Annotated in this window: 21 protein-coding genes and 1 pseudogene; 15 read left to right on the top strand and 7 right to left on the bottom strand. The window is 58.3% G+C overall.

Annotated elements, in window-relative coordinates:
- Positions 1-194: 194 nt before the first annotated feature.
- From ACYJRZ_RS18095 to ACYJRZ_RS18065, 7 genes are all read left to right on the top strand, one after another.
- Positions 195-1,535, top strand: coding sequence for a class I SAM-dependent methyltransferase (locus ACYJRZ_RS18095; protein WP_459461191.1), 1,341 nt, complete (start codon positions 195-197; stop codon positions 1,533-1,535).
- A gap of 315 nt (positions 1,536-1,850) precedes the next feature.
- Positions 1,851-2,618: a L,D-transpeptidase gene (locus tag ACYJRZ_RS18090; protein ID WP_459461189.1), complete on the top strand. Its 768-nt coding sequence runs from the start codon at positions 1,851-1,853 to the stop codon at positions 2,616-2,618.
- 115 nt (positions 2,619-2,733) lie between these two features.
- Complete coding sequence (locus tag ACYJRZ_RS18085; RefSeq protein WP_459461187.1) at positions 2,734-3,009, top strand: ribbon-helix-helix domain-containing protein; 276 nt, start codon at positions 2,734-2,736, stop codon at positions 3,007-3,009.
- A complete protein-coding gene (locus tag ACYJRZ_RS18080) occupies positions 2,996-3,340 on the top strand; it encodes a type II toxin-antitoxin system RelE/ParE family toxin (RefSeq protein WP_459461185.1) in 345 nt (114 codons plus the stop codon). The genes ACYJRZ_RS18085 and ACYJRZ_RS18080 overlap by 14 nt, the downstream gene beginning before the upstream one ends.
- 179 nt (positions 3,341-3,519) lie before the next feature.
- Complete coding sequence (locus tag ACYJRZ_RS18075) at positions 3,520-4,194, top strand: response regulator transcription factor (protein ID WP_459461183.1); 675 nt, start codon at positions 3,520-3,522, stop codon at positions 4,192-4,194.
- Positions 4,191-5,654, top strand: coding sequence for a sensor histidine kinase (locus ACYJRZ_RS18070; RefSeq protein WP_459461181.1), 1,464 nt, complete (start codon positions 4,191-4,193; stop codon positions 5,652-5,654). Before ACYJRZ_RS18075 ends, ACYJRZ_RS18070 begins: the two co-directional genes overlap by 4 nt.
- Before the next feature lie 390 nt (positions 5,655-6,044).
- On the top strand, positions 6,045-6,881 hold the full coding sequence (locus ACYJRZ_RS18065; RefSeq protein ID WP_459461179.1) for a bifunctional allantoicase/(S)-ureidoglycine aminohydrolase: 837 nt from the start codon (positions 6,045-6,047) through the stop codon (positions 6,879-6,881).
- A gap of 81 nt (positions 6,882-6,962) precedes the next feature.
- On the opposite strand, the gene ACYJRZ_RS18060 is transcribed toward ACYJRZ_RS18065, so the two are convergent.
- Positions 6,963-8,693 (bottom strand): tetratricopeptide repeat protein, encoded by a 1,731-nt coding sequence (locus ACYJRZ_RS18060; protein WP_459461177.1) that lies wholly within the window; start codon positions 8,691-8,693, stop codon positions 6,963-6,965.
- A gap of 703 nt (positions 8,694-9,396) precedes the next feature.
- Here ACYJRZ_RS18060 and ACYJRZ_RS18055 point away from each other — a divergent pair.
- Entirely contained in the window at positions 9,397-10,101 is a 705-nt protein-coding gene (locus ACYJRZ_RS18055; RefSeq protein ID WP_459461175.1) for a hypothetical protein, read from the top strand.
- 208 nt (positions 10,102-10,309) lie between these two features.
- Entirely contained in the window at positions 10,310-11,776 is a 1,467-nt protein-coding gene (locus tag ACYJRZ_RS18050) for a glucosamine inositolphosphorylceramide transferase family protein (RefSeq protein ID WP_459461173.1), read from the top strand.
- Here the strand turns inward: ACYJRZ_RS18050 and ACYJRZ_RS18045 are convergent.
- On the bottom strand, positions 11,729-12,871 hold the full coding sequence (locus ACYJRZ_RS18045) for a glycosyltransferase family 4 protein (protein WP_459461171.1): 1,143 nt from the start codon (positions 12,869-12,871) through the stop codon (positions 11,729-11,731). The two genes, ACYJRZ_RS18050 and ACYJRZ_RS18045, sit on opposite strands and share 48 nt — an antisense overlap.
- A complete protein-coding gene (locus ACYJRZ_RS18040) occupies positions 12,868-14,280 on the bottom strand; it encodes a lipopolysaccharide biosynthesis protein (protein ID WP_459461169.1) in 1,413 nt (470 codons plus the stop codon). The genes ACYJRZ_RS18045 and ACYJRZ_RS18040 overlap by 4 nt, the downstream gene beginning before the upstream one ends.
- Positions 14,281-14,522: 242 nt before the next feature.
- On the opposite strand from ACYJRZ_RS18040, the gene ACYJRZ_RS18035 reads away from it, so the two are divergent.
- Genes ACYJRZ_RS18035 through ACYJRZ_RS18025 form a run of 3 tightly spaced genes read left to right on the top strand, consistent with a single transcriptional unit; the run spans position 14,523 to position 19,425 of the window.
- The gene (locus tag ACYJRZ_RS18035; protein ID WP_459461167.1) at positions 14,523-16,682 is read left to right on the top strand and encodes a GumC family protein; all 2,160 of its coding nucleotides are present in this window, start codon (positions 14,523-14,525) and stop codon (positions 16,680-16,682) included.
- Between the two features lie 29 nt (positions 16,683-16,711).
- Positions 16,712-17,812, top strand: a complete 1,101-nt coding sequence (locus tag ACYJRZ_RS18030) for a glycoside hydrolase family 5 protein (RefSeq protein WP_459461165.1) — start codon at positions 16,712-16,714, stop codon at positions 17,810-17,812.
- 59 nt (positions 17,813-17,871) lie between these two features.
- Complete coding sequence (locus ACYJRZ_RS18025) at positions 17,872-19,425, top strand: hypothetical protein (RefSeq protein WP_459461163.1); 1,554 nt, start codon at positions 17,872-17,874, stop codon at positions 19,423-19,425.
- A gap of 48 nt (positions 19,426-19,473) precedes the next feature.
- Here ACYJRZ_RS18025 and ACYJRZ_RS18020 read toward each other — a convergent pair whose 3' ends face one another.
- From ACYJRZ_RS18020 to ACYJRZ_RS18010, 3 genes are all read right to left on the bottom strand, one after another.
- Positions 19,474-20,358 carry a GNAT family N-acetyltransferase gene (locus tag ACYJRZ_RS18020; RefSeq protein WP_459461161.1) on the bottom strand — a complete coding sequence of 295 codons (885 nt, stop codon included), beginning with the start codon at positions 20,356-20,358 and terminating at the stop codon, positions 19,474-19,476.
- 105 nt (positions 20,359-20,463) lie between these two features.
- The gene (locus ACYJRZ_RS18015; RefSeq protein WP_459461159.1) at positions 20,464-21,717 is read right to left on the bottom strand and encodes an FAD-dependent oxidoreductase; all 1,254 of its coding nucleotides are present in this window, start codon (positions 21,715-21,717) and stop codon (positions 20,464-20,466) included.
- Positions 21,714-22,523: a WecB/TagA/CpsF family glycosyltransferase gene (locus ACYJRZ_RS18010; RefSeq protein WP_459461157.1), complete on the bottom strand. Its 810-nt coding sequence runs from the start codon at positions 22,521-22,523 to the stop codon at positions 21,714-21,716. The genes ACYJRZ_RS18015 and ACYJRZ_RS18010 overlap by 4 nt, the downstream gene beginning before the upstream one ends.
- A gap of 427 nt (positions 22,524-22,950) precedes the next feature.
- On the opposite strand from ACYJRZ_RS18010, the gene ACYJRZ_RS18005 reads away from it, so the two are divergent.
- Together ACYJRZ_RS18005 and ACYJRZ_RS18000 are read left to right on the top strand one after the other, a co-directional pair.
- Positions 22,951-23,442, top strand: coding sequence for a MarR family winged helix-turn-helix transcriptional regulator (locus tag ACYJRZ_RS18005; protein WP_459461155.1), 492 nt, complete (start codon positions 22,951-22,953; stop codon positions 23,440-23,442).
- Positions 23,442-24,125: pseudogene (locus tag ACYJRZ_RS18000) on the top strand (GNAT family N-acetyltransferase). Before ACYJRZ_RS18005 ends, ACYJRZ_RS18000 begins: the two are co-directional and overlap by 1 nt.
- A 27-nt stretch (positions 24,126-24,152) precedes the next feature.
- Here the strand turns inward: ACYJRZ_RS18000 and ACYJRZ_RS17995 are convergent.
- Positions 24,153-24,779 carry a LysE family translocator gene (locus ACYJRZ_RS17995; protein ID WP_459461153.1) on the bottom strand — a complete coding sequence of 209 codons (627 nt, stop codon included), beginning with the start codon at positions 24,777-24,779 and terminating at the stop codon, positions 24,153-24,155.
- Positions 24,780-25,082: 303 nt separating this feature from the next.
- On the opposite strand from ACYJRZ_RS17995, the gene greA reads away from it, so the two are divergent.
- The gene (greA, locus tag ACYJRZ_RS17990; protein WP_459461151.1) at positions 25,083-25,565 is read left to right on the top strand and encodes a transcription elongation factor GreA; all 483 of its coding nucleotides are present in this window, start codon (positions 25,083-25,085) and stop codon (positions 25,563-25,565) included.
- Positions 25,566-25,600: the final 35 nt, after the last annotated feature.

Raw genomic sequence — 25,600 nt, 5'->3', positions numbered from 1 at the left:
TATATAGTCGAGCATTGATCCTGCGGATGGCGAACACCTTTGTAATCGCGATTGAGTTTACTCAACCTTGATGTCGCAAATGGTCTGGATATTTTACCAGATTAAGTAGTACGCTTTCGGTACCGGTACGGCATTCTTCGCGCCCCCTCAGGCCAGAAGATTACCGTCGAGGAAACGATAAACAGGTAGTTGTCATGTTCCTAGAAGCAGCTCTTTCTCGCTTGATCAAAATCGGAACGCTTACGGTTACTTTTCCGGACGGTTCCACGCGCAGTTTCGGTACGGGATCGGAACCGCGTGCAGCAATGAAAATAAATACCACCCGCGCAAAGCGGCGCCTGCTCCTCAATCCGGCCCTGGCGCTGGGCGAGGCCTATATGGACGGCGAAGTCGAGCCGGGATCCGGCGATCTCTATGAGATGGTGGACCTGCTAGCCCTCAACTTGATGGAGGGGGGGAGCCATCCTTTTGAGAAACTGATGGAAAAGGTCCGCTGGCTGCGCCGAAGTCTCGATCAATTGAACTTCGCCGGTCGCTCGAAGCGCAATGTCGCGCATCACTACGATCTCGACGCTCGGCTCTACTCTTTGATGCTGGATGAGGATCGGCAATATTCCTGCGCCTATTTTCCGGTCGGTGATGAAACGCTGGAAGAAGCACAGCTCAAGAAGAAGCGGCATATCGCATCGAAGTTGATGCTGGATCGTCCGGGCCTTGAGGTTCTGGACATCGGCTGCGGATGGGGCGGCATGGCACTCTACCTTGCGCGGGAATTCGGCGCGCGGGTCACGGGCCTGACGCTTTCGGAGGAGCAATTGCTGGCCGCAAAAGCTCGCGCGAAGGACGCCGGGCTGGAGCATATGGTCACGTTCGAACTGCTGGATTATCGCTCTTGGACACGTCCCGTCGACCGCATCGTCTCGGTCGGTATGTTCGAGCATGTGGGCATCAACCACTACAAGACCTTCTTCGACAAAATCCGCTCCGTGCTCAAGGAAGACGGGGTCGCGCTGATCCACGCAATCGGCCGGGCCGACGGTCCCGGCAGCACCAATCCGTGGATCGCGAAATATATCTTCCCTGGCGGCTATTCGCCGGCAGTGTCCGAAGTCCTGTCCGTGGTCGAGAAATCCGGTCTCTGGACGACCGACATCGAAATCCTGCGGCTCCATTATGCCAAGACGCTCGAGCAATGGCGCGACCGCTTCATGAAGAACAGGAGCACGCTGGTAAAACTCTATGACGAGCGGTTCTGTCGCATGTTCGAATTCTACCTCGTCGGGTCCGAACTCGCCTTCCGTCGCATGGGGCACATGAACTGGCAATTGCAGCTGACGAAGAATGTTTCAGCCCTGCCGCTGGCACGCGATTATATGGTTGATATCGAGCGGGCCCGGGCGGCGATTGCCGAGCAGGGAAGGATGGGGCCGATCGAGGCCGCGAGCGCGCGGGCAAGGCGGGATCTGACCTTGCACGACGAGCGCAAGTCCCGTCAGCAAAATCAATCCGGCGCGGAGTCCTCGCGGAACCTCTAAAGCCTGCAGCGGGCATATAGAATTTGGCCGGGCATGGAGCACGATATCTTGCCCGGCCTTTTTTGCGGCGCCTGCAATCAAAGCGTTAAACGTCGAGGCGGCTGCGAGTGCTCGACATGCTCGCGGAGAGGCGAGGCCCTGTGGCTTCTGGCACACACTCGCCGATTGAGTTTGCATGGCCATGCTATTGGTAAACTTGTCATCACGGGTCCCAAGTGGATATGAGGTCATCACCACTCAATGATGAGACATATCGTTTCTTCGGCTTCATCCGTCAAAGAGCGATATCAATGTGCGGGGTTTGTTAGGACAGGAATGCGCTCAATTAAGACTGAAAAGACTCTTTCGCGGCGGGCTTTCATGCTGGGGTCGATCTCCGCGACGGCAGCGCTTGCTGGCTGTGCCACCACAGCCCCTGTTCCAACTCCGATTGCAGCCCCGGCTCGCGTGCCGCCCGTCGTTCCCATGGCGTCAGAGCCTCAGAGCGTCATCACGCCGGATCCCGAGCTCGAAGCGCGCTATGGATCCGTCGTGGATGGGGGCCATGTCATTCCGGCTGTTCCCTATCGAAAGCTGGACCCCAAATTCTATCGTCAGCGCGTTCCCGATCCGACCGGCGAGGCGCCCGGCACGGTCGTCGTCGATACGGCATCGAGATTTCTCTATGTCGTGGAGCGCGGCGGCACGGCTATGCGCTATGGTGTCGGCATCGGCCGCGACGGCTTTGCATGGCAGGGCGAGGGGATTATTCATTGGCGCCAGCATTGGCCGCGCTGGAAGCCGCCGGGCGATATGATCGCCCGCAAACCGGAACTCGCGAAATATTCCGTCGCTAATGGCGGTATGGATCCGGGCATCAAGAACCCGCTGGGTGCCCGTGCGCTCTATATCTTCCAGAATGGCAAGGATACGCTCTACCGTCTGCATGGCTCGCCGGAATGGCGCTCGATCGGCAAGGCAGCCTCATCAGGCTGCGTTCGCCTGATCAATCAAGATGTCATCGACCTCTATGAACGCATCCCCTATCACGCACGGATCGTGGTTTACCAGTCGCCGCTTCAAAGCAAAGCGGTTTCTGCCTGAGCGAAATCGGCTCCCTTGGCGCAGGGAGTCTATGTTTCGGGGCGATGTAGTGCGGTACGAAATCTTGACATGTGTGCGACTGAGTAGCACTTTAGCGTCTAAAGGAGATTGTCTCGTGAGCATCAAGTCGTCGATATCGTTGACCGATCAGCAGGATGCGTTCGCCCGCTCGCTTGTCGAGACCGGCCGCTATTCCAGCTTGAGCTCGGTTCTCCAGCAAGGTCTGGAACTGCTGCGACAGAAAACGGAAGCCGAAGCGGCCGAGACGGAAGGGCTGCGTAGGCTCATCCAGCGTCGCGTTGATGGACCGAAGATCTCTGCTCAGGAGATGGAAGAACGGATCGAGAGCATGATCGAGCGCAAACAGCGAGCTCTTCGTGTGGAGTCTTGAATATTCCAAGGATGCCGATCTCGATTTCGAACTGACCTTCGATCATCTGTTTGCATCCTATCTCGATCTTGGAGACTCGGCTGAGGAAGCTCTGGAGCGCGCGGGCAGCCGTATTCGCGAACTCCGTCTGGAAATCGATCGGTTGGTCGAGACCCCATACATCGGAACATTGCGGCCGGATATATATCCTGGCATCCGTTTCCTGCGGCGCGACAAGACGGCCGTCTGGTTTCTGCCGATCGAGGAACACAAAACGATCGTCGTTGCGGCGATTTTCTTTGGCGGGCAGGATCACATCAAGCGAATGCTGGTGCGCATGCTGCAAGGATAGCGCCCTGATCGCTGATCCGCTGGGGGTTTTCTGCTCGAAATAGAGCGGTCGCCTCCGTTTACTGTGACGAGTTGGTCTCGTCCTGGTGCCACCTTCGCAATCTGCATGTAATGTAGCCGCAATCTTTGGCTGTCAGTGGGGGCGAAGGATGGCAATGGCCGTCCTTCGAGGAAAGGTCATTGCGAATTCTGCTTCTTGAGGATGAGCCGGAAATGGCGCGCGCGCTGCTTGAAGCGCTGCGCCGCCGCGATGTGCTCGCAGATCATGTCCGCACCATTGCGGATGCCGACGCCATGGCCCGTGTCGGAAGCTATGATGTCCTTGTGCTCGACCGCCGTCTGCCTGACGGCGAGGGGCTGGATCTTGTGGCCGCACTGCGCCAACGCAAGCATCCTGTGCCAATCCTGGTGCTGACTGCGCTCGGTAGCGTCGACCATCGCGTCGATGGGCTCGATAGCGGCGCCGACGACTACCTTGCCAAGCCATTCGCCATCGAGGAGCTGCTTGCCCGCCTGAGAGCGCTCCAGAGGAGGGGGCCGACGATCTCTGATCGTTATCTGAATTTCGGCAATCTGAGTGTCGATCCGGCAACCAATGAAATCTTCGTCGGTGGATCTCTGGTCGAATTTCCGCGCCGTGAATATCTGGTGCTGGAGACGCTGATGCGCCGCCCGAACCGTATCGTCACGCGGCCCAGCCTGGTTGAAGCCGTGTACGCCCTTGAGGATGAGATCGGCTCAAATGCCCTGGATGCGCATATTTCACGCATTCGAAAGAAGCTGCTTCTGGCTGAGGCTACGGTCGAGATAAGAGCTGTGCGCAATATCGGCTATCTGATCCGGGCTAAGGCATGAACCCGGAGCGCAGTCGATCGTTACGCTGGGGGCTGATAAGGCGCCTGATCGCCTTGCAGGCCTTCCTTCTCGTTCTCTTCTTCGTCCTTCTCGTTGGCTGGATCTGGATCATCAATCCCGAACTGGAAGATGCCAATGAAGAGGCGGTCCGGGTCGTCGCTCAGCAGGTGACCAGAGACGATGACGGACAGCTGCAGGTGGCGGAGACGCAGGAGGTAGCAGAGCTGAAGCGACGCTATCCCGAACTCTGGTTCATGATCCGGGATCACAAGGGAATACTCTTTCAATATGGAGAGATACCGGCTGTCGCGCTGAATGAGAACTTCCCGTGGACGATCGACCGGGCAAGGGTGGAGGCTGGCAATGGAGCGCATGCCACGGTGGAGAACCGGGAGACCTCGGTTGGCAAGTTGCAGATTGTCGCTGCCACGGAGCGTAGCTTTGACAATGACGGTTTGAACGTGTGGATCAATATGCGGGTCGACGTTGCCAAAGGTCCCAATGGCGAAATCCATTGGCTCAACGTCTTGCCGGCGCTGGCATTCGTGATCTTCATCGGCGTCTTTCCTATACTGGCGGTGACCGGCGTGGCGACGCTGCTCGTTACCCCGCGTGCCGTCGGCCGGTCGCTGAGCGGGCTTGTGGAAACGGCGACGCAGGCGCAGGCGATCGATTTCGACACACGCTCGGCTCGCCTCGATCGTTCCAAGGTGCCGACCGAGATCATCCCTCTGGTAGATGCCTTCAACCATGCCCTTTCGAAGCTGGACGAGGGATATAACAGGCACAATCGCTTTCTTGCCGATGCCGCGCATGAGCTGCGGACGCCGATTGCGATCGCACGGACGCGAGCGGACCTTCTTCCAGAGGCCGAAGTCAGCCGTCAGCTGCGGGGCGATATCGACCGCTTGTCCCGCGTTGCCCACCAGCTTCTGGAAATGCAGGCGATCGGAGTGGTCGAACTGCGCGCCGAGAAGAAAGATCTGAATGTGCTCGTCGAAAACATCGCCGCCGATCTTGCCCCGATTGCGATGGATGCGGGTTACGATTTCGATTTCGAGCCAAGCCCGAAGGAAGCGATCTTCATGATCCAGACCTCGACGATCGAAATGGCGGTCGTCAACCTGATCCGGAATGCGATCGATCATGCCGGAGGCAGGGGCCTGATCATCGTTCGTGTCGGCGCTGGCGGTACGATCGATGTCTGCGACGAAGGTCCTGGCATACCACTGGCGGAGCGCGATCGCGTCTTCGAGCCGTTTCGCCGTATCAACGCCAGCTCGTCCGGTGCTGGTCTGGGATTGAACCTCATCAAGAAGGCGGCTGAGCTCCACGGCGGGCGAGTTTCGTTCCTGGACACTGGTCGCGGTTTTTGTGTGCGCCTGCAGATCGGTTCCATCTCCCCCACCGTCGTAGCCGAGGATCGGGGTTGGCGGCAGAAGCCGCAAGTGCCAGGCTGATACGGCATATGCTCGGTATGGCCGTGCAAAATCCTGAAGCTGTTTTCATTCTCTCAGCGGTGAGGACTCGGATAGTCGATTTTCCGAAGCCGGGTTGCCTGATAGGGTCGGCGGAGGTTCCAACGGGATAGGGTCATTCTCGATGACGGCGGTTCACGCCATATTGAGATCATCAGCTTGTTGATAGATGCGGGCGCAAACGTCTATCTAGGGGACAATGATAGCGTGACATTGCTGCAGCATGCGCGCGGTCGCGCTTAGGCTGAGATCGTGAAATTGTCGGAGACAGCGAGGGCGATGTAACGCAGCATTTGGATTTCAAACGCTATGTAATAAGGCGGAAGGCACATGCCTCGGCCTTCTGAATGATGAGAATGAAGGGCTTCGATAATGGAAAGAAAATACTACTCCTCTCTGGGTGGCCATCCGCCGCAAAGCGATCTGTTGACGGGACGCGCTGTGTTCACGGAAGCCTATGCGGTCATCCCCAAGGGCGTGATGCAGGACATCGTCACCAGCTATCTGCCCTTCTGGAACGATACGCGCTGCTGGGTGATCGCAAGGCCGCTTTCGGGTTTTGCCGAGACCTTTTCACAGTATGTCATGGAAGTGGCGCCGGGTGGCGGCAGTGATCGTCCGGAGCAGGATGCCGAGGCCGAAGGCGTGCTATTCGTCGTCGACGGAGAGATCGAGTTGACGCTGCCTTCAGGCAAGCATGTTCTCCGGCCAGGCGGATATGCGTTTTTGCCGCCAGCGTTGAAATGGTCGCTGCACAATTGCTCTGGCGCCCATGCCCGCTTCCACTGGATCCGCAAGGCCTATGAGGCCGTCGAGGGGCTGGCCCATCCGGAGCCGCTCATCTTGAACGAGAAGGATATCACGCCATCCGCCATGCCGGGCACGGAAGGCGGCTGGGCAACGACCCGCTTCGTCGATCCGTCCGACCTCCGGCACGACATGCATGTGACGATCGTCACCCTGCAGCCGGGTGCCGTCATTCCTTTTGCGGAAACTCATGTTATGGAACACGGCCTCTATGTGCTGGAAGGCAAGGCCGTCTACCGCCTTAACCAGGATTGGGTCGAGGTGGAAGCCGGCGACTTCATGTGGTTGCGCGCCTTTTGCCCGCAGGCTTGTTACGCGGGAGGCCCCGGTCCGTTCCGCTATCTGCTCTACAAGGATGTCAATCGCCACATGGCGCTGCGTCCTTTCGGTTCGCGCCGTTGAGCTAGGCGCCCCTCCGGATAGCTGCGTCTCCTTGCTGCCAGGTCTTTCGCCGGCGAGCGCCATAGCGCCGGCGAAGAGCTTTCACTGTCCTTTGCCGTCCTGCTTTTGCTCATCATCGTCGGCCGGCAACCCCATCTCGACAAGCGTGTGGACGAGTTTTTTGCTCGCTTCGAGATAGATCGGGCTGGCGTTAAGGGATGGCAAGGCAAGATTGACGGCCGTTGAGCCTGGTCTCAATTGCAGCGCCGTCCCGAAAGCCTGTCTTGCTTCATCCGTCCGGCCCAGTCGTTGATAAGCCGTTGCCAGAAGCATATGCGTGCGCCCCGTTCCCGGTGTAATCGAAATGGAGCGTTGCAGCCATCGTACGGCGTCTTCATTCCGGTTCAAAAGCAGATCTGCAAAACCCGCTCCCAGCAACCAAGTCCAGCGCGAGACATCGGGCGTATCGAAGCGATCGGCCTGTTCGAATGTTGCAAGTGCATCCTCGAACCGGCCCAGCTGAACTTGTGTCAAGCCGAGATGGAACAGGGCCGTGCCATCCCACGGGTTGAGGCTCAATGCCCTCGCACAAGCCACAAGGCTTTCGGCAAACTGGTTGGTGGCGGTCAGAAAGCGGCAATAGGTTCCAAGCACCGAAAGGAAGTTTGGCCGGGCTTTCAAAGCTCGTTCCAACAGAGATCTCGCGTCGTTCTCCGCAGCCCTGCTTTCGGCAGGATTGTACCAGGCAAGCTGAATTCCGCGCAGGTGCAGCGCAGCCAATGCAATCTGCAGATCGACATTATCCGGTTGTTCCGCGAGATATTTTTCCAGTATCGATCGAGCCGTCGCAAACCGCTCATGCGTCGTCTCATTGATCGAGGCGGAGGCCTGCTGTATCGCGACGCTGGCTGCGCCAGCCTGAGGGGCGCTGTCGGTTTGACCGAATTTGTTCAGGCGAACGGCAAGGTCATAGCCAACCCCGGCCGCGAGCCGGGATGCGAGAAGCTGTTGGTCGGGCTCGCTGGCGTCCAGCTTGACTTCGGCGATTGATACGACTTCCCGGCTGCTCGCATTGATAAAGCGTGTTTGGAAGATCCATGCCTGGGGACTTCTTTGCAGTTCTCCCTGCAAAAGGAAATTGGCCCCATCGGAGCGATTGGAGATGAGCTTGTTGGACGCCGCTGGCTCGCGTTCCTTGGGAAGGACGAGGCGGAGACCATCGATCATTGCAAGGCCATTGATTAGTTCCGCAGCAACGCTTTGTGCAAGAGCGGCACTTTGGGTATCGCCAACGGTATCGACGATCGGCAGGACTTCGATGACAGGTCCACCGTTTCCCGAAATGCCGCCAAATCCCGAAGAAAAGAAAGCGACACCGAAAGTGATGGCAAGCATGCAAAGAAGTGCGACTACGCCGAGAACCAAGGCTTCACGCGAACCTAGCCAATGGCGCGGTGCGATAGGGTCAGTTGCCGGAGCATCGGCAATCGGCGTGTTGCTCAGCGCCGGTCGCGGGTCCGGGCCTTCCTGTCTCGTGGATACCTCCTCGGTAAACACATAACCGCGGCCCGACACAAGCTTGATCATGTGCCGTTCCGTGTCACCCAAAGCGGTGCGTATTTCGCGAATACATTGAAAAAGGCTGTCTTCCCCGACATGAATCCCGGGCCAGACAGTATCCATCAGTTCCTGCTTGCTGACGGCACGCCTGTTGTTCGCGACGAGGAATTTCAGCAATTCAAAAGCTTTAGGGCGCAGCTTGATTGCCGAGCCGTCGGGTCCGTGAAGCTCGGCGCGATCTGGATCGAGGACGAACCCCGCAAAACAAAACACCTACGACCACCGATCGTCATCTGAGGTATCGAAAATACGGTGAGTATAGAGAGGCCCCAACTCGGCAGTCAACGCGTGGATATCGGCTCAAGCCAAAACAAATCGTGACTTGCTCGGATAGTGTGAGGGCTCCGCTGCGACAGATCGGTGCTCATTCGGTTTAGCGAAGTCGATGATTCAGAAAAATATCAGAAAATATCAGAATTCTACCGAGGTCTCGTCAGGACGCGCATATATATCTTCAACTACCATGGAGCGATATTTTAGAGATTTTCGGCAGCCGCAGGGTGCCGGATGCTTAGTGTTTGAAAAAGAGGGAACGAAGCAGGCTTTCGATTGTTCTATGTTTTTCTCGAGCCAGTAATCGCGAGATCTCCAGCGAGTTCAAAGTGAGCACCGATGCGCTGGACGTCCCTCAGCCGACAACGTTGAAAGAACTGTTATGGGAAGAGTACTTGATTTCCCCCCTCGTCAACCGGCGCCTCCTTCACGTGCAGTTGGGACACAGCCTCCCCGCAAGCCGAGCGAATTGATCGAAACGAGGGGATTTTTTCCCGTCATTTCTTATTTGGCGCGCAGCTTCGCCGTTGCTTACGAATCCCTACCCTGGACTGCTGCGCTTTTTGCCACCCAACAACGCGGGCTCCTGTGTCACGCCGCATTGAGCGACTATTTTCTGGCCGTTCGCAGGGTTGGACCAGGATTGACCAGAGGTGGTCTAGGAAATCTCGCCCGGCAGTACGGGATTGCCAGCCGCAATACGGCCTATGCATTTTTCGACGAAGCGTTGCGATACAATGTCATTCGTCCGGTCGCGGGCTCCAGAGGTGGTCCTTCGGATGAGGTCGGGCCTACGCACTCGACACTGTCGATGCTGATCCGTTGGTACAATCTGCATTTCCAGGCGCTCGACCTTATAGACGGAGGAGGCAGGGCGGCTCGGTTCCTTACGGAGCCGCAGCGCATGCTGATACTCATCGAACCGCTTGCGGCACATGCCTTGTTAACAAGCCGGGAGGTACGCAGCCCTGGGCCGCTTCACGCCATCTTTACCAGCGGCGATGCGGGGGGATTTCTGATGGATCGCCTCATCGCCGGAATAGATCCGGAAACTGTGGTGGGACAGGGACGGCTCCTGACGAATGTCAGCTCGATTTCGTCTCTCGCCTCATCGTTCAGCCTTTCGCGCGCCCATATCAGCGGCAAGCTTGCAGCAGCTGAATCGATCGGTGCCGTCGGCTGGAGCGGTCGGCGAGGGCGTTCACACATCTGGATCTCGTCTGGCTTCTACCAGGAATATGCGCATGCGCACGCCCGCAAACTACGCATTCTGGATGGCGCCTTCACCGAAGCTTGCTCTATTTTGGCATCGTTCCCGATAAAATCGGCGGCAACCTCCGATAGCTGAGATCGTTTGCGCGGCGATCAGCTTGCAAATGAAGACCCTTTGGAACTCATCGAGCGAAGAACTCGGCTGATCAAAAGGCGGCTGAACGGTAGCAGCAAAGCTCTATTCTGCAATACAACTGCAGAATAACCGGAAAGTAAGCTTTCCCGAATAAATATAGTTTCCAGGTCTCCGAGGCTCACCGAGGCTGCTGCGGATGGGTAACGCCATGCCATCGATCGATATCATCGTTCCGAAGTCCGCTCCGCGCCGATGGCAGGAACTCGTGGTCGCGCGTCTGCAGGCCGAGGGCCACGATATCGCTGTCGTGCATGAATCCGGGTCGAATGCGTGGCCGGCCGCCATCAATACAGCTTTGGCTCTGGAGCGAATAATCTTCCGCCGGCGCGATCCGGCTCTTGCTGCTCCTCTATCGGAAATCCCAGCCAGCAGTCGCAATAGGGCTGCAGCATTTCGGCTGGATCTTTCCGGCGGCGCGGCGCGTTCGGATGTTCCGACCATCACATTGCAGTTCGACGGATTGCGATCGGACTTGTCGGTCGCGATGTCGGTCGCCGCTGGCGCTTTGCCTGTTATTGATGCCGTCCTGGACGGAAAAACGGTGGTGGGTCGAGCCTGGCCGATGATCGATCGGCGGGAAACCGTGTCGCTTGGCGTAGAGGATGTGCTCGCACGCGCCATCACGCTTTCTGTTTCCACGGTTCGTGCTTTTGCCGAAAGCCGGCTCGCTATGAACGAACCGGTGCTCATAGCGCGAGAGAATTCCATCGCTGGAACGTTGGGCTTTGCATCCGCTTGTCTGACTGACGCCTTGCCGCGCCTGGGCCGAGAAGCGATGCGCCGCGTGCGCTTTCGCCATGCGCATTGGCGTGTCGGCTATCGCTTCAAAGATGGGCCGGGTGTGGCGAGTACCTATGAACTCGGCGAAGGCTGGTCGGTACTGCCGGATCAGGGGGATCGTTTCTATGCCGATCCCTTTCCATTTCAATGGCAGGATCGTTCCTTCCTGTTCGTGGAAGATTATCCGCATGCGACCGGCAAGGCTGTCATTTCCGTCGTGCCGTTCGATGCCACGGGGAAGCCCGGAGAGCCGCGATGCGTGCTGGAAGAGCCTTACCATCTGTCTTATCCGCAAGTCTTCGAGCGCGACGGCGCAATCTGGATGCTTCCTGAAGCAAGTTCGGGCGGAAAACTTGTCCTCTATCGTTCGATAGAATTTCCGGATCGCTGGGCTCCCGAGGCTGTGCTCATCGAAGGCGAAATTTCCGATGCGACGCTCCTCGAACATGGTGGGCAGCTGTGGTTGTTTGCAACCAATCGCGATGGTCACGGCAGTACGTCCGATACGCTCGTGGTCTTCCACGCGCCCCGGCTTGTCGGCCCTTGGACGCCGCATGTGCTGAATCCGATACTCATCGATCGCCGCATGGCTCGCCCGGGCGGCGCTTTCGTCCGCGAGCGGGGTGGCATCTATCTACCGGTCCAGGACGGAACGCTCGGCTACGGTGGCGGGCTCGGTATCTCGCAATTGCTGGAGCTGGATGAAAAGACGGTTCGGCTGACGCCGCCCCGGCCGATTGCGGCGCATGGTGATTGGCCCTATCCGAAAATCCATACGCTCAATCGTTCAGGCCGACTGGAGGTTATCGACGGGATTGCAGCCGTGCGGAAGTGAGCGCGACAGAAGCAGGGCTTCGTAGCCGGCGCACATGCGTGCCGGCGAATATTGTTCCTTCAGCTGCCGACCAGCTGTGGCAAGTCGAGTTGCAAGCTCGGGCCTGGCAATGAGTTGGGCAAGTCCTTCGGCCATGCCCTTGGCATCGGCTTCGACAAAGAGTGCTGCGGCTTCGCCCTCATCCGTCGTCAGGACCTCCCGCAGGACATTGAGCTTGCTTGTGACCACTGGCAGCCCGGAAATGGCTGCCTCGACGGCGGCAAGGCCAAAGGTTTCCGTCAATGAGGAAAAAGCATAAGCGTCTCCCGCCGCGAGGAATTCGAAGATGCGCGAGGGGGGCACTTCGCCGACGAGATGCAGCCTGTCGGTGACGCCGTTGGCTTCGGCAAAAGCGACGATCGCATCCCGCTCCGGGCCGGTACCGGCTATGGCGATATGAATGTCGCGCAGATGGGTGAGGGCACCGACGAGCGCGATCTGGTTTTTCGATGGCGCCATGCGGCCGGAAGAGACGGCGAGCCAAGCCTCTCGGGGAAGGCCGAAAGCCGCCCGCGCCGCCGCCTTATCGAAGGCGACCGAGGGCGCAGAAACGCCATGGTCTATGCGTAACGTCCGGCGGCGATAGGCTTTCGGAAAGCTGTCGAACTGCGTTTCCGTCCAGCGCGAATTGACGACGTTGGCGTGATAGGCGCCGAAGGCACCCATCAGCTTGTCGATCTGGGTCAGAATCCCCCTAACGCCACTTGTCTGCGGCGCACCGCTCTGGTTTGCGATGATGAGATTCGTGCCGGCGAGCCGGGCGCCGATGGTGCCGAAAATATTGCCATAGTGCTGGAAGGTAATGACCGCATCCGGCCGCGCCTTGCGTAGATAACCGGCAAGCCCGATGGCGGCCCGCATCTGGCCTGGCAGGCCGCGCGGCGGCGTGGTGAGAATGAAATCGGCGTGCGGATCGCCGTCGTAGACCTCGGTTTTTCGATACATGAAGACTGTCCGCACCTCATGGCCATGCGCGCGCAGTCCCTCGCCGACCATATCGGAGATCCGCTGTGCGCCGCCCGCTTCCGCCTGAGTCTGTACCTGGATGATTTTCATGAACGGCCTTTGAGGAATGAGCGGGCGGCGAGCGCGTCTTCTCCGGCAAGGAAGCCGAGGATCGATGGGTTGATGCCGATGGTGCGGCGCGCGATGAACACGGCGGTCACGCACCAAACGATGATCGTGCCGGCGATGGCGAGCGCTGCGCCGATCGGGCCGAGCCAATAGGTCAGCACCGCCGTTGCACAGAGCCCGAAGGTGTTGACGATAACAAGCAGCTTGAAAAGCGCGTGCTGGAGGCCCGTCAGCTGCATGAGGATTTCGGTCGGCCCGCAGGCGGTGCCGATGGTCGCGCCGATGCCAAAGATAATCAGCGTTACCTGCATCGTCGGCGTGGCATAGGCGTGATTGAAGATCGACAGGATCAGGTCGCCGAAGACCAGGAAGGATACCAGCACGCACAAGGCGATGATGAAGCCACCCAGAGCGGCAAGGCTGGTGATACGCTGTACATGCGCCTTGTCCCCGGTGTAGAAGGCGGCGGAGATCTGTGGCGCAAGCGCCTGATTGATGCCGTTGAGTGCCAATACGACCAGTCGCATCGTTCGATCGGCGACAAAAATCGCGCCGGCGGCCTCGGGGCCGAGAATGGCCGCGACCAGCAAGGTGCTTGCCTGGCTGAGCGCCGGCGGCAGCGCCGTGACGCCCCAGAGCCCGAGCGTCACCGTCTTGAATTCATCCTTCTGTTCTGTCGTCAGCGGGCCGCGCGGGTCGCGGATCGTGTCGCGAAAAAGCACGAATGTCTGAGGTGCGATCATGAGGAGCAGCAATCCGGCCGTGAGGTAGGTTGCGGCAACCGCGCTCATCTTCATCTGCATGAAATGGGCGAGCACAAAAACCGGGATTGCCACTGCCCGCCAAATGACATCACGCGGCAGCAGCGCAAAGATGAGCGCATTCTTGGCGCGAAGAGCGCAAGCGACGAATTCCGACCAGCCGAGCGCGAAAGCCAACACCATGGTCGCCACGCAGATCGCGAGCCATTCGGGCGTTTGTGTACCGACGAATGGCAAGAAGCCGATGACGAGAATGAGCAGGCTGAAGCTCACAAGCCCTATGAGTGCGACAAGGATTGAGCGAGCCATCATGCCGTTCGCGGATTTCAGATCGTTGTTGCCGGCATATTGCGGCCAGAACCTGAGTACGGCGCTTTGTTGGCCGACGATGGCGAAGAAGGAAACCAGGCTCGCTCCGGCATAGGCGGCACTATAAAGGCCGAATTGCCGTTGATCGGTCGTCATGGCGACGGCAACGAACATCAGGAACGAAAGGCCGGCACTGGCGAGCTTGATGGCACCGGCAACGGCGCCGCTCCTGGCAAGCGCACCGATCGACAAGCGCAGGTTGCTCGCAGGCGGCGGCGTTTCGGCCGATAAAGTATCGCTGCTGCCAGCTTTGTCGCTCACCGCCCTGGTCCCGTGTTGATCGCTGCCGATCGCGTGGCCTGCAGCGCCTGAAATAGAATGTATCTCTAATATCGTAAGTACTGATGGTCGCGCCAGAACGAAGTCGCAACATGGTTACTTGCGATGTCTGAAGTTGATCACACGCTCCGGTGTAAACTCAACGGATGATTAACATTATTCACTAATACTGAATTTAGTGATGTGCGATGAGCCGGAGACCCGCGGCCGCGGAGAGGAACTGGATGAAGCCGTTTAACATTGACGAGCGCTCGCTTCCGCCGCTGTTCGATGTCGGTGCCGTGTGGACCATCCTGGGCCAACGCTGGCAGACCGTGCTGGCAAGCATCTTGGCCGTGCTCCTGCTGGCGCTGGCTTACCTTGCCGTGGCAAAGCCGAGCTATACCGCGACAGCGTCCGTCATGATCGATCCGCGCGATCCGCGCACCACAAATCTCAACAATGTTCTGCCCGGCATCGGCAGCGATAGTGCGGCTATTGCAAGCCAGGTCTTCGTCATTGAATCGCGCGACCTGCTGATGAAGGTCTTCGAAAGCGAAAACATCGAGAGCGATCCCGAGTTTGCAAACGGCGGTCTCCTCGCGCGTGTCGGTCTGGCTTCGCATCCTACGAAGGATTCGATCTTCAAGAATTTCCAACGCGCCGTTACCGTAGAGCGCGCCGGGCTCACCTATGTCATCGATGTCAGTTTCGCATCCCGCTATTCCGACAAGGCGGCGCGGATCGCCAATGCCATCGTCAATCGCTATAGGGCCGGTCTGTCGGGTGAGCGGGAGACTGCAAACAGCGACGTTAATTCCCTGCTTGCAAACCGGATCGGCAATCTCCAGAAGAACGTCAGCGATGCCGAGCAGGAAGTCGGAGATTTCAAGGTCTCGCATCAGATTCTGGATGCTTCCGCCGGGGGCACGCTGCAGTCCCAGATCGACAAGCTTACGGATCAGCTGATCGGAGCGCGAAGCGAGGCCGATCAGGCTAAGGATAAGTATACTCAGGCCGTCGCTGTAGGTACCTCGCCGGCCGGTCTTGCCCGGCTGTCGGAAATCCTGTCGTCCGAGGCGACCGTCAAACTTCGCGAAAACTACAATCAGCGAGCGGCCGACCTCGCCAATTATGAAGCCATGTATCAGCCGCGCCATCCGATCGTTAAAAGACTGCGATCCGAGCTGGACAGGATGCAGGGCCTCATGACCGTGGAGGCGCAGCGGATTACGCGGGAATTGAAGGCAAAGTCCGACCTCGCCGGGCAGAATGTCGCAGCACTCCAGGCAAAGCTCGATGATCTCCGCCAGAAGCTGGACAGTTCGAATGCCGCGCAGGTGCAATTGCGGCAGCTGGAGGCGAAGACCAAGGCGGCGCGTACGGTGCTTGAAGATTTCCTGAAGCGCGCCGAGGAAACATCGCAGATGCAGGGCCTACAGCTGCAGGAGGCGCGGGTAATCAGCGCTGCCGCTCCGCCGGTGCAGCCGACCTGGCCCAAGCCGCTGCTGCTCTTACCGGTCAGTGCTGCGCTTGGCCTTATCATCGGCTGCGGTCTTGCTCTGGTGCGCGGCCCCAAACATCAGCCGGAGCAAGATCCGACGAGCCCCATAAGAGGCAGCCTCCTCGGCGTCGAGCCTCATCGGGATGCCATGAAGGAGACCGCAAAACCGGAGCTGGTGCCGACGCCGGTCAATCTTGGTGAGTATCGGCTGCCTGGTCTTGCCGGCTCCGGCGCCTATCTCAGCATCCGCGCGATGCGAAGACGCTTTTTCCAGGCCGGAAACGAAGCCTTTTCACGGGATGTGCTGCAGCTCATGCGACGCATCATTCTGCATCTGACCGAGCATCCGAAGCCTTACGTGCTGCTGGTTTCATCGCTTCATACGCCGGTTGCGGCAAGACTTGCGGGGGCAATGGTCGGCATCGGTCTCCAGCAGGCCGAACAGAATGTGCTTGTGGTCGAGTTTGGCGATCAGTCGGGTGCGGTAGCGCGTAGCGGTAACAGCGTCTTCGTGAGCGGTGCGAGCGGTCTGCGAACGGTCGTGTACAACAGGCCAGTTGCCGAGAATGGGAAGCCGCTGCCAAGCCTCGGCCTCGACGATATTTTGGCTACTGCGGGCTCCTTCGATTTCATTCTTCTGATGGGACCTTCCGTCGCCGGCAGTTGGGATCCGGCGCTTTTTGCCGAAGCGGATCTCATGCTTTTTGCGCTCAGCCCGGGCGAGGAAGCGGGGAAAATCACCAACTTGCTTCGTCAGCGCCTCGATGGAGATCAGATCGGGCGCAGCGCTACGTTGACAATTGCACCCGAGCACACAGACACGCAAGATAGCGAGGTGGTGCGAGCGATCCGATCGGCTGACGATGGAGAGCAGGGCGGCCGAATCTCTGCGAGGGGGTGACCGTGGGGAGCAGCTTGCGATCGACGCTGATGTCACGCCGAAGCGCTCTCAAGCTGGCAGGCGGCTCCATTCTGGCGGCTCTTCCGGCTGCCGGCGCTGTGCGTGCGGCGGCCACGCCCATCGTACCTTCGCGCGGCGTCAATCTGCCCGGATGGTTCGATCGCAGCGATGGCGTGGCGCCAAGCGAGCCTGTGCTCGAAAAGCTTCGCCAACTGGGCTTTCAAACCATCCGCTTGCCGATCAATGGCGATCTCTTGTCGGCAGGTGATACGACCGCGCTCCATCGCATCGAGGCTGGCGTGGCCGACCTCAATCGGCTGGGCTTCTCGGTTCTTGCGGACATGCATCCTTCCGAAAGTCTGCACACGGCTCTCCGCCAGGATTTCCAGGCCGGTTCGCAAAGGGCGGCCGCTGCATGGATGGCGCTAGGCAGCGTCCTTGCGAACCTCCCGAATGAGACGGTCTATGCAGAATTGTTGAACGAGCCGCCTCTGGGGAATGACGCGTGGCTTCAACTAAGGCAACGGCTTGCCGAGGTCGTGCGATCCAAATGCCCGAACCATACGCTGATCTGGGGCCCATCTCCCTCTCAGGGCATCTGGGAAATAGGCGAAACGCCGCCTCTTGCCGACGATAATCAGATCGCTGCCGTTCATTTCTATTCACCCACGGCCTTCACCCACCAATGCGAGACCTGGGACGCGTCACCACTGGCGCGGATTTCGAATTTGCCCTTGCCGGCGACCATCGAGACGCCGTCGGTACAGCAGAGCATCCAAAAGCTGCGCGCGGCCGGAGACGAACAGGCGGCAAGCCTTATCGAGGAACAATTGGCGACGCCCTGGACGGAGGCCGCGATTGCCGCCGAATTCGTGAAGTTGAGGCGCTGGTCCGAGACATATGACTGCCCAGTCATGATGAACGAATTCGGCGTCCTCAACTTCTGCGTCGATGCCGAAAGCCGTCGTTTCTGGGTTCGGGCCGTGCGACAGGCGGCGGAGAGCAATAAGATCGGCTGGGCCTATTGGGAGCTCGATCAAGGCTTTGGCATCATCAGCAGCAGAAACAGCATTGAGGGCTTCGATGACGCCATGATCGCAGCCCTTCTGGGGGGCAGTAATGGGGGCTGAGAAGCGGGAGAAAATGGCAATACGGAACGACAACTGATGCGGACGAATGGAGTTTGGTGATGAGCATTACGGGACATCGCGCCGGCTTCGGGGCGGGAGGCGTTAGTTCGCTGCGTTCGGACGCGATGTTCCATCTTTGCATCGCCATCCTCGCGGTTATCGCTTCTGTCTCTGCCTTCGCTGTCTGGACGCCGTTCGGGGTTGCCGCGACATTCGCGTTGACGCTCGTCCTGTCTGTTGCTCAGCCCGGCTGCATCCCGATCGTCATTGCCTGCTCCTTCCTCTACCAAAACCTCGTGGTCGCCTGGTTCACCCCCTTTGTGCCCGATCACAATACGTTCGATGCACTGCGCGGCGCCAATTTCGTCATCCTGATGACGGCGTTCGGCGCTTTCGTCATGGCTTCTTTCCAATACCGCGTGCGGACTCTGACGGAATTGCGGCCCTGGTTGATGTTCAGCTTCATGCTGTGCGGCATTGTTTGTTTCTATCTAGCGCTCGGCGCTGTTCACGGCGGGCCGAAGGATGCCGTCATCTATTTCCGCAATACGATCACACCGCTTGCATGTTTCCACATCGCAATTCTCGCAACCAGCCTCTATCCCGTTGATCTGCGCAAGGGTATCTTTTGGCTCTGTGCCGTTGCCATCCTTTATGGCTATCTGGAACAGATCTTCAGGATGGATTTCCTGAGCTTGTTTCACGGCGACCTCTATATTCACCGCGGTCTGAAGGCGCAAATCGAGGCCGGTGTATGGGAAAAGAAGCTGAGGGAGACCGGCTTCGTCCTTCGAGGCATCGAAGACACGATGATGACGACCTTCTTCAACATTAAGCTGTTCAGCGACCTGTTTCCGCCGATCTTCCGCAATGGCGGTCCGAACTTTCACCCCATCAGCTATGCCTACGGCCTGAGCATCATGTCGGCCTGGCTCCTCTTCAGAGGACGCTGGCTGCTGCCGATTGCCGCGCTGCCGCTGCTGCTCGTCATCGGTTCCAAGGGAGCGACGTTCATGTTGCTGGTGGCGATCGGCGCCCGGCTGATCTATCGTCCATCGCGCGCCGAACTGACGCTACTTGCCGTCATCGCACTTGCCGTCGTCTGGACGGCCGCCGCTATCCTCTTCGGCGCCACCCATGGCGATTACCACGTTCTCGGCCTGATCGCGGGCGTTCGCGAATTCCTGCACAATCCGTTCGGGCAGGGCCTCGGCATCGGCGGCAATCTTTCGAGTATGAGCCTCAATCTGGATTGGGATCGGGCGCAGGACGAGGGCGTCGCCTCCGTCCCTGTCGAAAGCGCCGTCGGCGTCATGCTCTATCAGATGGGCGTGGGCAGTTTTGTCTTCTTCGGCTTTCTTGCCGCATTGGCGCTGTCGGCCCGCAAGCAGCTGCTCGCCACCGGCGAGCCGGATTTCCTCTTTGCCTTCGTCGCGATCATCACCATTGCGTCCAATGCCGTATTGCAGGAGGAGGCATTCTTCTCGCCGCTTGCGCTCGGCTTTTGTCTTCTGCTTGTCGGGGTTTCCTTTGGCACGCGATGGCGCTTGCTCGGCATTTCGCGAGGTATGGCCAGTCGATCGGACGAACACATGCCAGCGCCCTCGCTGTAACGCGGTTTATCTTCCATCGCGCTATTCGTTAAATTCAACGAATAGCAATCAAGAGCCGAAGATGACGAGTTCGGTAAATGTCAGGTCTCCCAGCGCGGGAGGTTTCGGACCTTTGAAATATTTCGTCCCGCTTCCGGCAAAGTAACGTCCGACGAGACCGGGTACCGGCCCGTTCGCATCGACGACGCAGAGAAATATGCCTTTTCGCAAGAGATGGCGACCAAGTGCACCTGCGCACTGGCTAAGCTCCTCGGGCGTGCGGCAGTAAATCACCTGGGCACTTGGAACAATGCCGTGGAAGATGCGGCGTGTCTTGAAAACGAAGGGAAAGGCTTCGTCACCGTCGACGCAAATGAATGACAGACATCCGAGTACTGCATGCTGGAGAAGAATTTCCCTATCGCCCTCCGAGAGCATCGACATTTCCGGAAGATCAGCGCGAGCTTCGAGCACCCGATAAGACCGCCTCATAGCACTCAGCCTCGGCAGAAAAGCGAGCTGCCCGTCTGCATAGCGGCGAAAGCCGAGCGCTTCATTGACCTTTATCGTCCCTGGCGCCGGAGAAACGTTGATGAAGGTCACATTCTTTCGTCTGAGCGCCGCGATCACCATCTTGCCGGCAAAAGCGCGATATTCCGGATCGACGGACCAGCTCGACAAGTTGCAGCGGAGCTCTTCTCCTTCCAGTCCTTCATGCCGAAAATAAAGTGCCAGCAAGACGCCGACGATGCGTCCGGACATATCCAGAACGAAGCCGTATTTCGGCAGATCGGGCACGAAAGGCCGCTTTTCCATCCGCGTAACGGCGCGCTCCCAATAGCTTCGATCACGCGTTGGAAAATTTCTGCGGAGGCAATCGATGATACCATCCCAATCGCTCTCTTCGATTGGCCGGCAAGTAAGTCCAGGAGGAAATGCGCCTAAAACTGCCATGATGAACTCCGTACTATTATCGATACAGAACTGTATTGTTCGCGGTATACACCGATTCTACTGGGTAATATTCCCGGAAACAGTATTTCGCGCTTGTCAGTCCGGCTATGCCACGGGTTTGGTGTTCAACACAGCGGATCGCAGCCCAGACCTAGTGCGCATCGTCTTGAGCTGATGAAGTTTTGCGGCGAGAGCAGGGCTTATGCTTTCAATGCCATATAGGATGCGTCGCCGCGTGATATGGAGCTGGCGGCGCAGACGCCATCCGACATTGACTTTCGCGGTCAGATTGAAGTGGCGACGGGCCATCTGCACCGAACGGAGGTCCATATCAACCTTTTCTAGATCGTCATAATAGGCGGTGATCTTGGTGTGATCGATAGCGGTTTCTGTCATCCATTGCGGGATGTATGCGCGGCACAGGCGCTCAACATCGGTCAGAAGCCGGCTGACGCCGAGTCCGGTCGCCGGGCAGGAGGTCAAATAGGCGTCTCCGATGAGCACTACACCGTCTTGCCTGCAATTCTCGGCCAGTGTGATCTCGGTGAGCCAGCTATCGATCCGGCTGGCAATCTCGAAATCGCCAAAATGATCGACAAGCGACGGGAAGGCGGCGATCAACGCCTGTTTCGGATCATCATGCAGCGACCTGACCCAGGAATCCCGCGGATCGCGGAACAGGAAAAGGTTGGCGCGTGTTGCGCCGAGGACCGGAAATAGATCGAGACGGTCGATGCCGTCACCGTCGCCATGATAGGTCAGGGCTGTATGATTAAATCTGTTGGATCGAAGCGGACGAATATTGAAGCCGAATGCGAGAGAGCGCCTTTCGCCGATCGATTTATGCGAAATGCCTAGATCTCGGTGCAGCATATCGCCCATGCCGGTTGCGAGAACCAACAGCCGGGCAGTCAGTTCATCCTTGCCCAGAATTGAAATCCGCTGCTGCTTGGCGCTCGTCCGCAAGCCGGTGACCTGACCGACGATGAAATCCACTGTTTCCGGCAATGCGGAGCGCATCGCGCCAATGAGCTTGTTGTAGAAGAAGCCATAATGCTGTCCATGTGTCCAATCCAATACGCGCGCCCCGTGCAGATTGACGATGTCGTCGAAAGGCGCAGCAACCTTGAACAGGGGCGCGAGCAATTGAATACGCTCGAGTTTTTCGATCTCTTCATGACGGACTTTCTCAACGCGGAATTCCTGCGGAAAGATGCGGTGACGGTCGATGAGCGTCACCCTATATCCCGCACGGCCGAGCAGGCAGGCGGTAAGCGTGCCGGAAAGCCCGCCGCCGACGATGGCTATGTCTGTGTCCGTTTCGTTTGCCGGCTGCTCGAGATATCGCCTGTTCATCATTTCGAGTACCTCAGGATCGCATAGATGGCGTAGGGGTTGGTTGTCAGGTAGCGCCAGAAGAGACGGCGGGGCTCCATCAGCATGCGCCAGAACCACTCGAAGCCGGCTCGTTGGATCCAGATGGGCGCCCTCTTCGTTTTCTCCGCCAAATGATCGAAGAGCCCGCCCGAAGTCTTGATAACGCCGACATTGGCAAGCCTTGCAGCAAAATCGTGCACGAAGATCTGCTCGCGCGGAACACCAAGGCCGATCCATAATATGTCAGGGGCAAGCGCGTTGATTTCGTCAAGCTTCTGCTCCAGGGCTTCCCCCGCAAGATAACCGTGGCAATGACCGACGATGCGCAGGCCGGGATAGCGGGTTTGCACGGCGGCGACGGCCTGATGGTTGGCCGTCTCGCTCGCACCCAGGAGATAGAAGCTTACGCCCTCCCTTTCGGCCAGTTCGGCAACATCATGGAACAGGTCGGTCGTCGCCACCCGCTCGGGAAGCTGCACCCGGCAGAGCAGGCGCGAGGCCATAACGAGTGGTTGGCCATCGGCCAAGATCTGATCGGCTTCCTGGAAGAGTTTGGCGATATTGGCGTCCGCATGAACGCGTGCGACGACCTCGCCATTGGCCGACGTAAAGTAATAAGGCCGGCTGTCACGGCGGCGGTGGCGTGCCACATCGATCATGAAGGAAGCGGCGTTGCGCCGATTGACGACAGTAATCGGCAATCCGCCGATCAGCACGCTTGGAAGCGCAAGCGGATAATCTTGAGCGGGAATGGCGGCTGCGTGTTCGGGCGCGTCGGCCGGCTGCATTTGGCTCTCCTGATTTGAAATCTGCTTTTCGGAAACAAGATGCGCGCGAGCGGCCTCTGCCTCGCTGAGGTTTGATTCCTCGGTGCCATTTTTGATTGAGTAAGCTCTTCCTGAATAATTTTGAGAGTCTGTACCAATATCTTGCACATCCATTACCTCCGATTGCGTAATGGGTAGCTAATATTAGTCGGAAAGTTAAGGCGTTTATTAGTATTCAGTTAATATGTAAAGTTCTAAATAAATAATATTCGCATAAGATGAACTTCTTGCAAGCTCGAATTTCCTGAGAGGAAGAGAATATTTCTGGTATGATTTCAGAGGCTTGACCGATCGCAAGTAATTCCATTCGCGCGGCGAGCAATAGCGCTTGATTGTCATTGCATAAGACGTTATATAAATTGTTATGTAATTTGGCGTGGAGGGTGCTTTGACTGAAGATATCGTGAGATCGCTGGGTTTTCTTTGTCTAGGCAGCCGGTTCCGTCGTATCGGCGAGCGTCTGCAGGCCGATACCCAGCAGATCATGGAGGAGCTGGACGTCTCTTTGCAGTCTGCCCAGTATCCGTTTCTCGCAGCTATCGACCGAGCCGGCCCGCTGACAATCGGAGAACTTGCGCAGGCGGTCGGCATTAGCCAGCCGGGCGCTACGCGCACTGTCTCACAGCTTCTGGAAGCGGGCTATGTCGATATGCAGGCCTCGGCTGAAGACCAGCGCCGCCGCCTGATCTCGCTGACTTCGAAGGGGCAGGGGCTCGTCGACTATTCGAAAAAATTCGTCTGGCCGCGCATAGAACAAGCCGTCCGCGAACTCTGCGGCGACCTTTCAGGGCCGCTATTGGAACAACTCGCCGCGATCGAGCAGGGACTTGCGGAAGCTCCGCTCAGGCGACGCGGCACCCTCGGCAAGGAGCAGCAGTGATGAGCCATATCCTCGATCGTCCGATTTGGAGCGCTCTTGAAACCGCCCATGCATCACTGGCGGAGGGCAATGCGCTTGCCCGCCGCTATCCACCTTCCATCGTGCCCTTTGCGGCGTCTGCGGACAATTCGGCCGAAAGTCTGTAGGAACTGGCAAGGCTGCCCTCGGGCGAGGAGGTCATGGCGATCGTCGAAGCCGAACCCATTATCGTTCCTGAAGGGTTGATGACGCTGTCGCATGCCAGGCTCGTGCAGATGATGGCGGAGCGTCCTCCCGAGCGAATCTCGGATAATCGGGTCGTGCCGCTGACGGAGGCCGATGCTGCGGATATGCTGGCGCTTGCCACGCTGACGAAGCCTGGCCCCTTCACCTTGCGCGCCCAAAGCCTCGGCTCCTTCTGGGGCGTGAAGGTCGATGGACGCCTTGTCGCCATGGCAGGCCAGCGCATGCGCCAGACGGGATTTGCCGAGCTTAGCGGCCTCTGTACCCATCCAGATTTTCAGGGGCGCGGCCTCGGGACCTTGCTCTTCCGTTTCGTGGCTGGTGAGATCGCGGCCCGCGGGGAGACTGCCTATCTGCATGCTTATACCACAAACACGCCGGCCATCGCTCTCTATGAAGCGATGGGTTTCCGCATCCGCTCGGAGATGAACTTGTCGGTCGTCAGACGGCAGTCGCTTTGATTTTCCGGTTTTCGCCGTAAAGGCGGGTCACTGCTGCTGCAGCGCGAGCCTCAGACCCAATGCCATGTAGATCGTGCCGATGACCTTTCCCTGCCATCGGCCGATCGTGCGGTTGCAGCGCAGCCAGCTGCCGATCGAGCCGGCGCCGACCGCCAGAAGCGAGGTCACGCCGATGCTGAGGATGACGAAAATCGCTCCCAGCAGCGCGAATTGTCCGATGACGGACCCACTTTCCGGATGAATGAATTGCGGCAGGAAGGCCAGGAAGAAGAGCGCGGTTTTCGGGTTGAGGATTTCGGTGAAGAAACCCTGACGAAACGCACGCATGGGAGCGATCGCCTGCGCAGTCGGCAGATCGAAACTGCCGCTTTTCTCGACAAAAGCCTTGAACCCCAGATAGATCAAATAGATGACGCCGGCATATTTGACGATCTCGAAGGCCAGTGCGGATGTAGCGAGCAGGGCCGACAATCCGAAGGTCGCCATCATCGTATGGAAAAGATCGCCGGCAGCGATGCCGATGCCGGTTGCCAATCCCACACGCTTGCCGCCGCTGACCGCTCTGGCGAGCGTGAGCAATGTGGCAGGCCCGGGAATGACCATCAGGCCTAGAACCACCACTGTATAAGTCGTCAAAACACCGAGGCTGACCATCGATCTCTCTGAAGTTGGGTGCCGCGGCAAATCCCTTCGGCAACATGGAAATTTGGGATCGCCATTCTTATCTGGTTTGAAGATTAATCGATCTGAAGATCCTTGCAACAGCCATGTCGGGTTCTGGTCTGTTTCGGCACGCTGGCTTTCCAGCGGCTGTTCTATTCCTCCGGCATTGCGATCCGGTCTATAGTATAGGGCTGATTTGCTTACCGTCATGCAAGGCGGATCATCTCACTGTCCAGTGAGAGAACATCGACGGCGGGTTTTCAGGGTTGTAACGCTTCGCAATGGAGTTTGAAGTTGAGCACTGCGTTCATGAAGGAAGAAAGCGCTGAGACGGCCGCTGAAACCGTGCTGCCCGACCGGCCCATTTCTCCACATCCGAACCTTGTCACGGAAGCGGGGTTGAAGGCTCTGGAATTTCAGCTTCAGGAGGCACGCAAAGCCTATGAAACGGCAAGCGCCATCGAGGATATCAACGAGCGCCGCCGGCAGACGGCCATTCCCTTGCGTGATGCCCGTTATTTCGCAGAAAGGCTGCGGACAGCCGAAGTCATTGCGACGCCCACCTCAACCGAGATCGTTGCCTTCGGAAACAAGGTAACCTTCAGCCGCGAAGATGGTCGCATACAGACATACCGTATCGTCGGCGAAGATGAAGCCGATCCTAAGGCGGGGTCGATTTCCTATGTGTCGCCTGTCGCACGGTTGTTGATGGGGAAGGGGGTGGGAGACGTCATGAGCCTTGGCAATGACGAGCTGGAAATCACCGCGATCGAATAGCCTCTCCGGTATTTGGGGCCGCTTCAGAGCCTGAA

The organism is Rhizobium sp. No.120 (assembly GCF_054558365.1).
The sequence above is the reverse complement of the archived record's forward strand: the minus strand, read 5'-3'. Positions and strand labels throughout refer to the sequence as shown.

What these genes read in the sequence shown, in the direction of transcription:
- ACYJRZ_RS18095 (WP_459461191.1), top strand. Translation starts at nt 195, where the DNA reads ATGTTCCTAGAAGCAGCTCTTTCTCGCTTGATCAAAATCGGAACGCTT.
- ACYJRZ_RS18090 (WP_459461189.1), top strand. Translation starts at nt 1,851, where the DNA reads ATGCGCTCAATTAAGACTGAAAAGACTCTTTCGCGGCGGGCTTTCATG.
- ACYJRZ_RS18070 (WP_459461181.1), top strand. Translation starts at nt 4,191, where the DNA reads ATGAACCCGGAGCGCAGTCGATCGTTACGCTGGGGGCTGATAAGGCGC.
- ACYJRZ_RS18065 (WP_459461179.1), top strand. Translation starts at nt 6,045, where the DNA reads ATGGAAAGAAAATACTACTCCTCTCTGGGTGGCCATCCGCCGCAAAGC.
- ACYJRZ_RS18050 (WP_459461173.1), top strand. Translation starts at nt 10,310, where the DNA reads ATGCCATCGATCGATATCATCGTTCCGAAGTCCGCTCCGCGCCGATGG.
- ACYJRZ_RS18045 (WP_459461171.1), bottom strand. Translation starts at nt 12,871, where the DNA reads ATGAAAATCATCCAGGTACAGACTCAGGCGGAAGCGGGCGGCGCACAG.
- ACYJRZ_RS18035 (WP_459461167.1), top strand. Translation starts at nt 14,523, where the DNA reads ATGAAGCCGTTTAACATTGACGAGCGCTCGCTTCCGCCGCTGTTCGAT.
- ACYJRZ_RS18030 (WP_459461165.1), top strand. Translation starts at nt 16,712, where the DNA reads ATGTCACGCCGAAGCGCTCTCAAGCTGGCAGGCGGCTCCATTCTGGCG.
- ACYJRZ_RS18025 (WP_459461163.1), top strand. Translation starts at nt 17,872, where the DNA reads ATGAGCATTACGGGACATCGCGCCGGCTTCGGGGCGGGAGGCGTTAGT.
- ACYJRZ_RS18020 (WP_459461161.1), bottom strand. Translation starts at nt 20,358, where the DNA reads ATGGCAGTTTTAGGCGCATTTCCTCCTGGACTTACTTGCCGGCCAATC.
- ACYJRZ_RS18015 (WP_459461159.1), bottom strand. Translation starts at nt 21,717, where the DNA reads ATGATGAACAGGCGATATCTCGAGCAGCCGGCAAACGAAACGGACACA.
- ACYJRZ_RS18010 (WP_459461157.1), bottom strand. Translation starts at nt 22,523, where the DNA reads ATGCAGCCGGCCGACGCGCCCGAACACGCAGCCGCCATTCCCGCTCAA.
- ACYJRZ_RS17995 (WP_459461153.1), bottom strand. Translation starts at nt 24,779, where the DNA reads ATGGTCAGCCTCGGTGTTTTGACGACTTATACAGTGGTGGTTCTAGGC.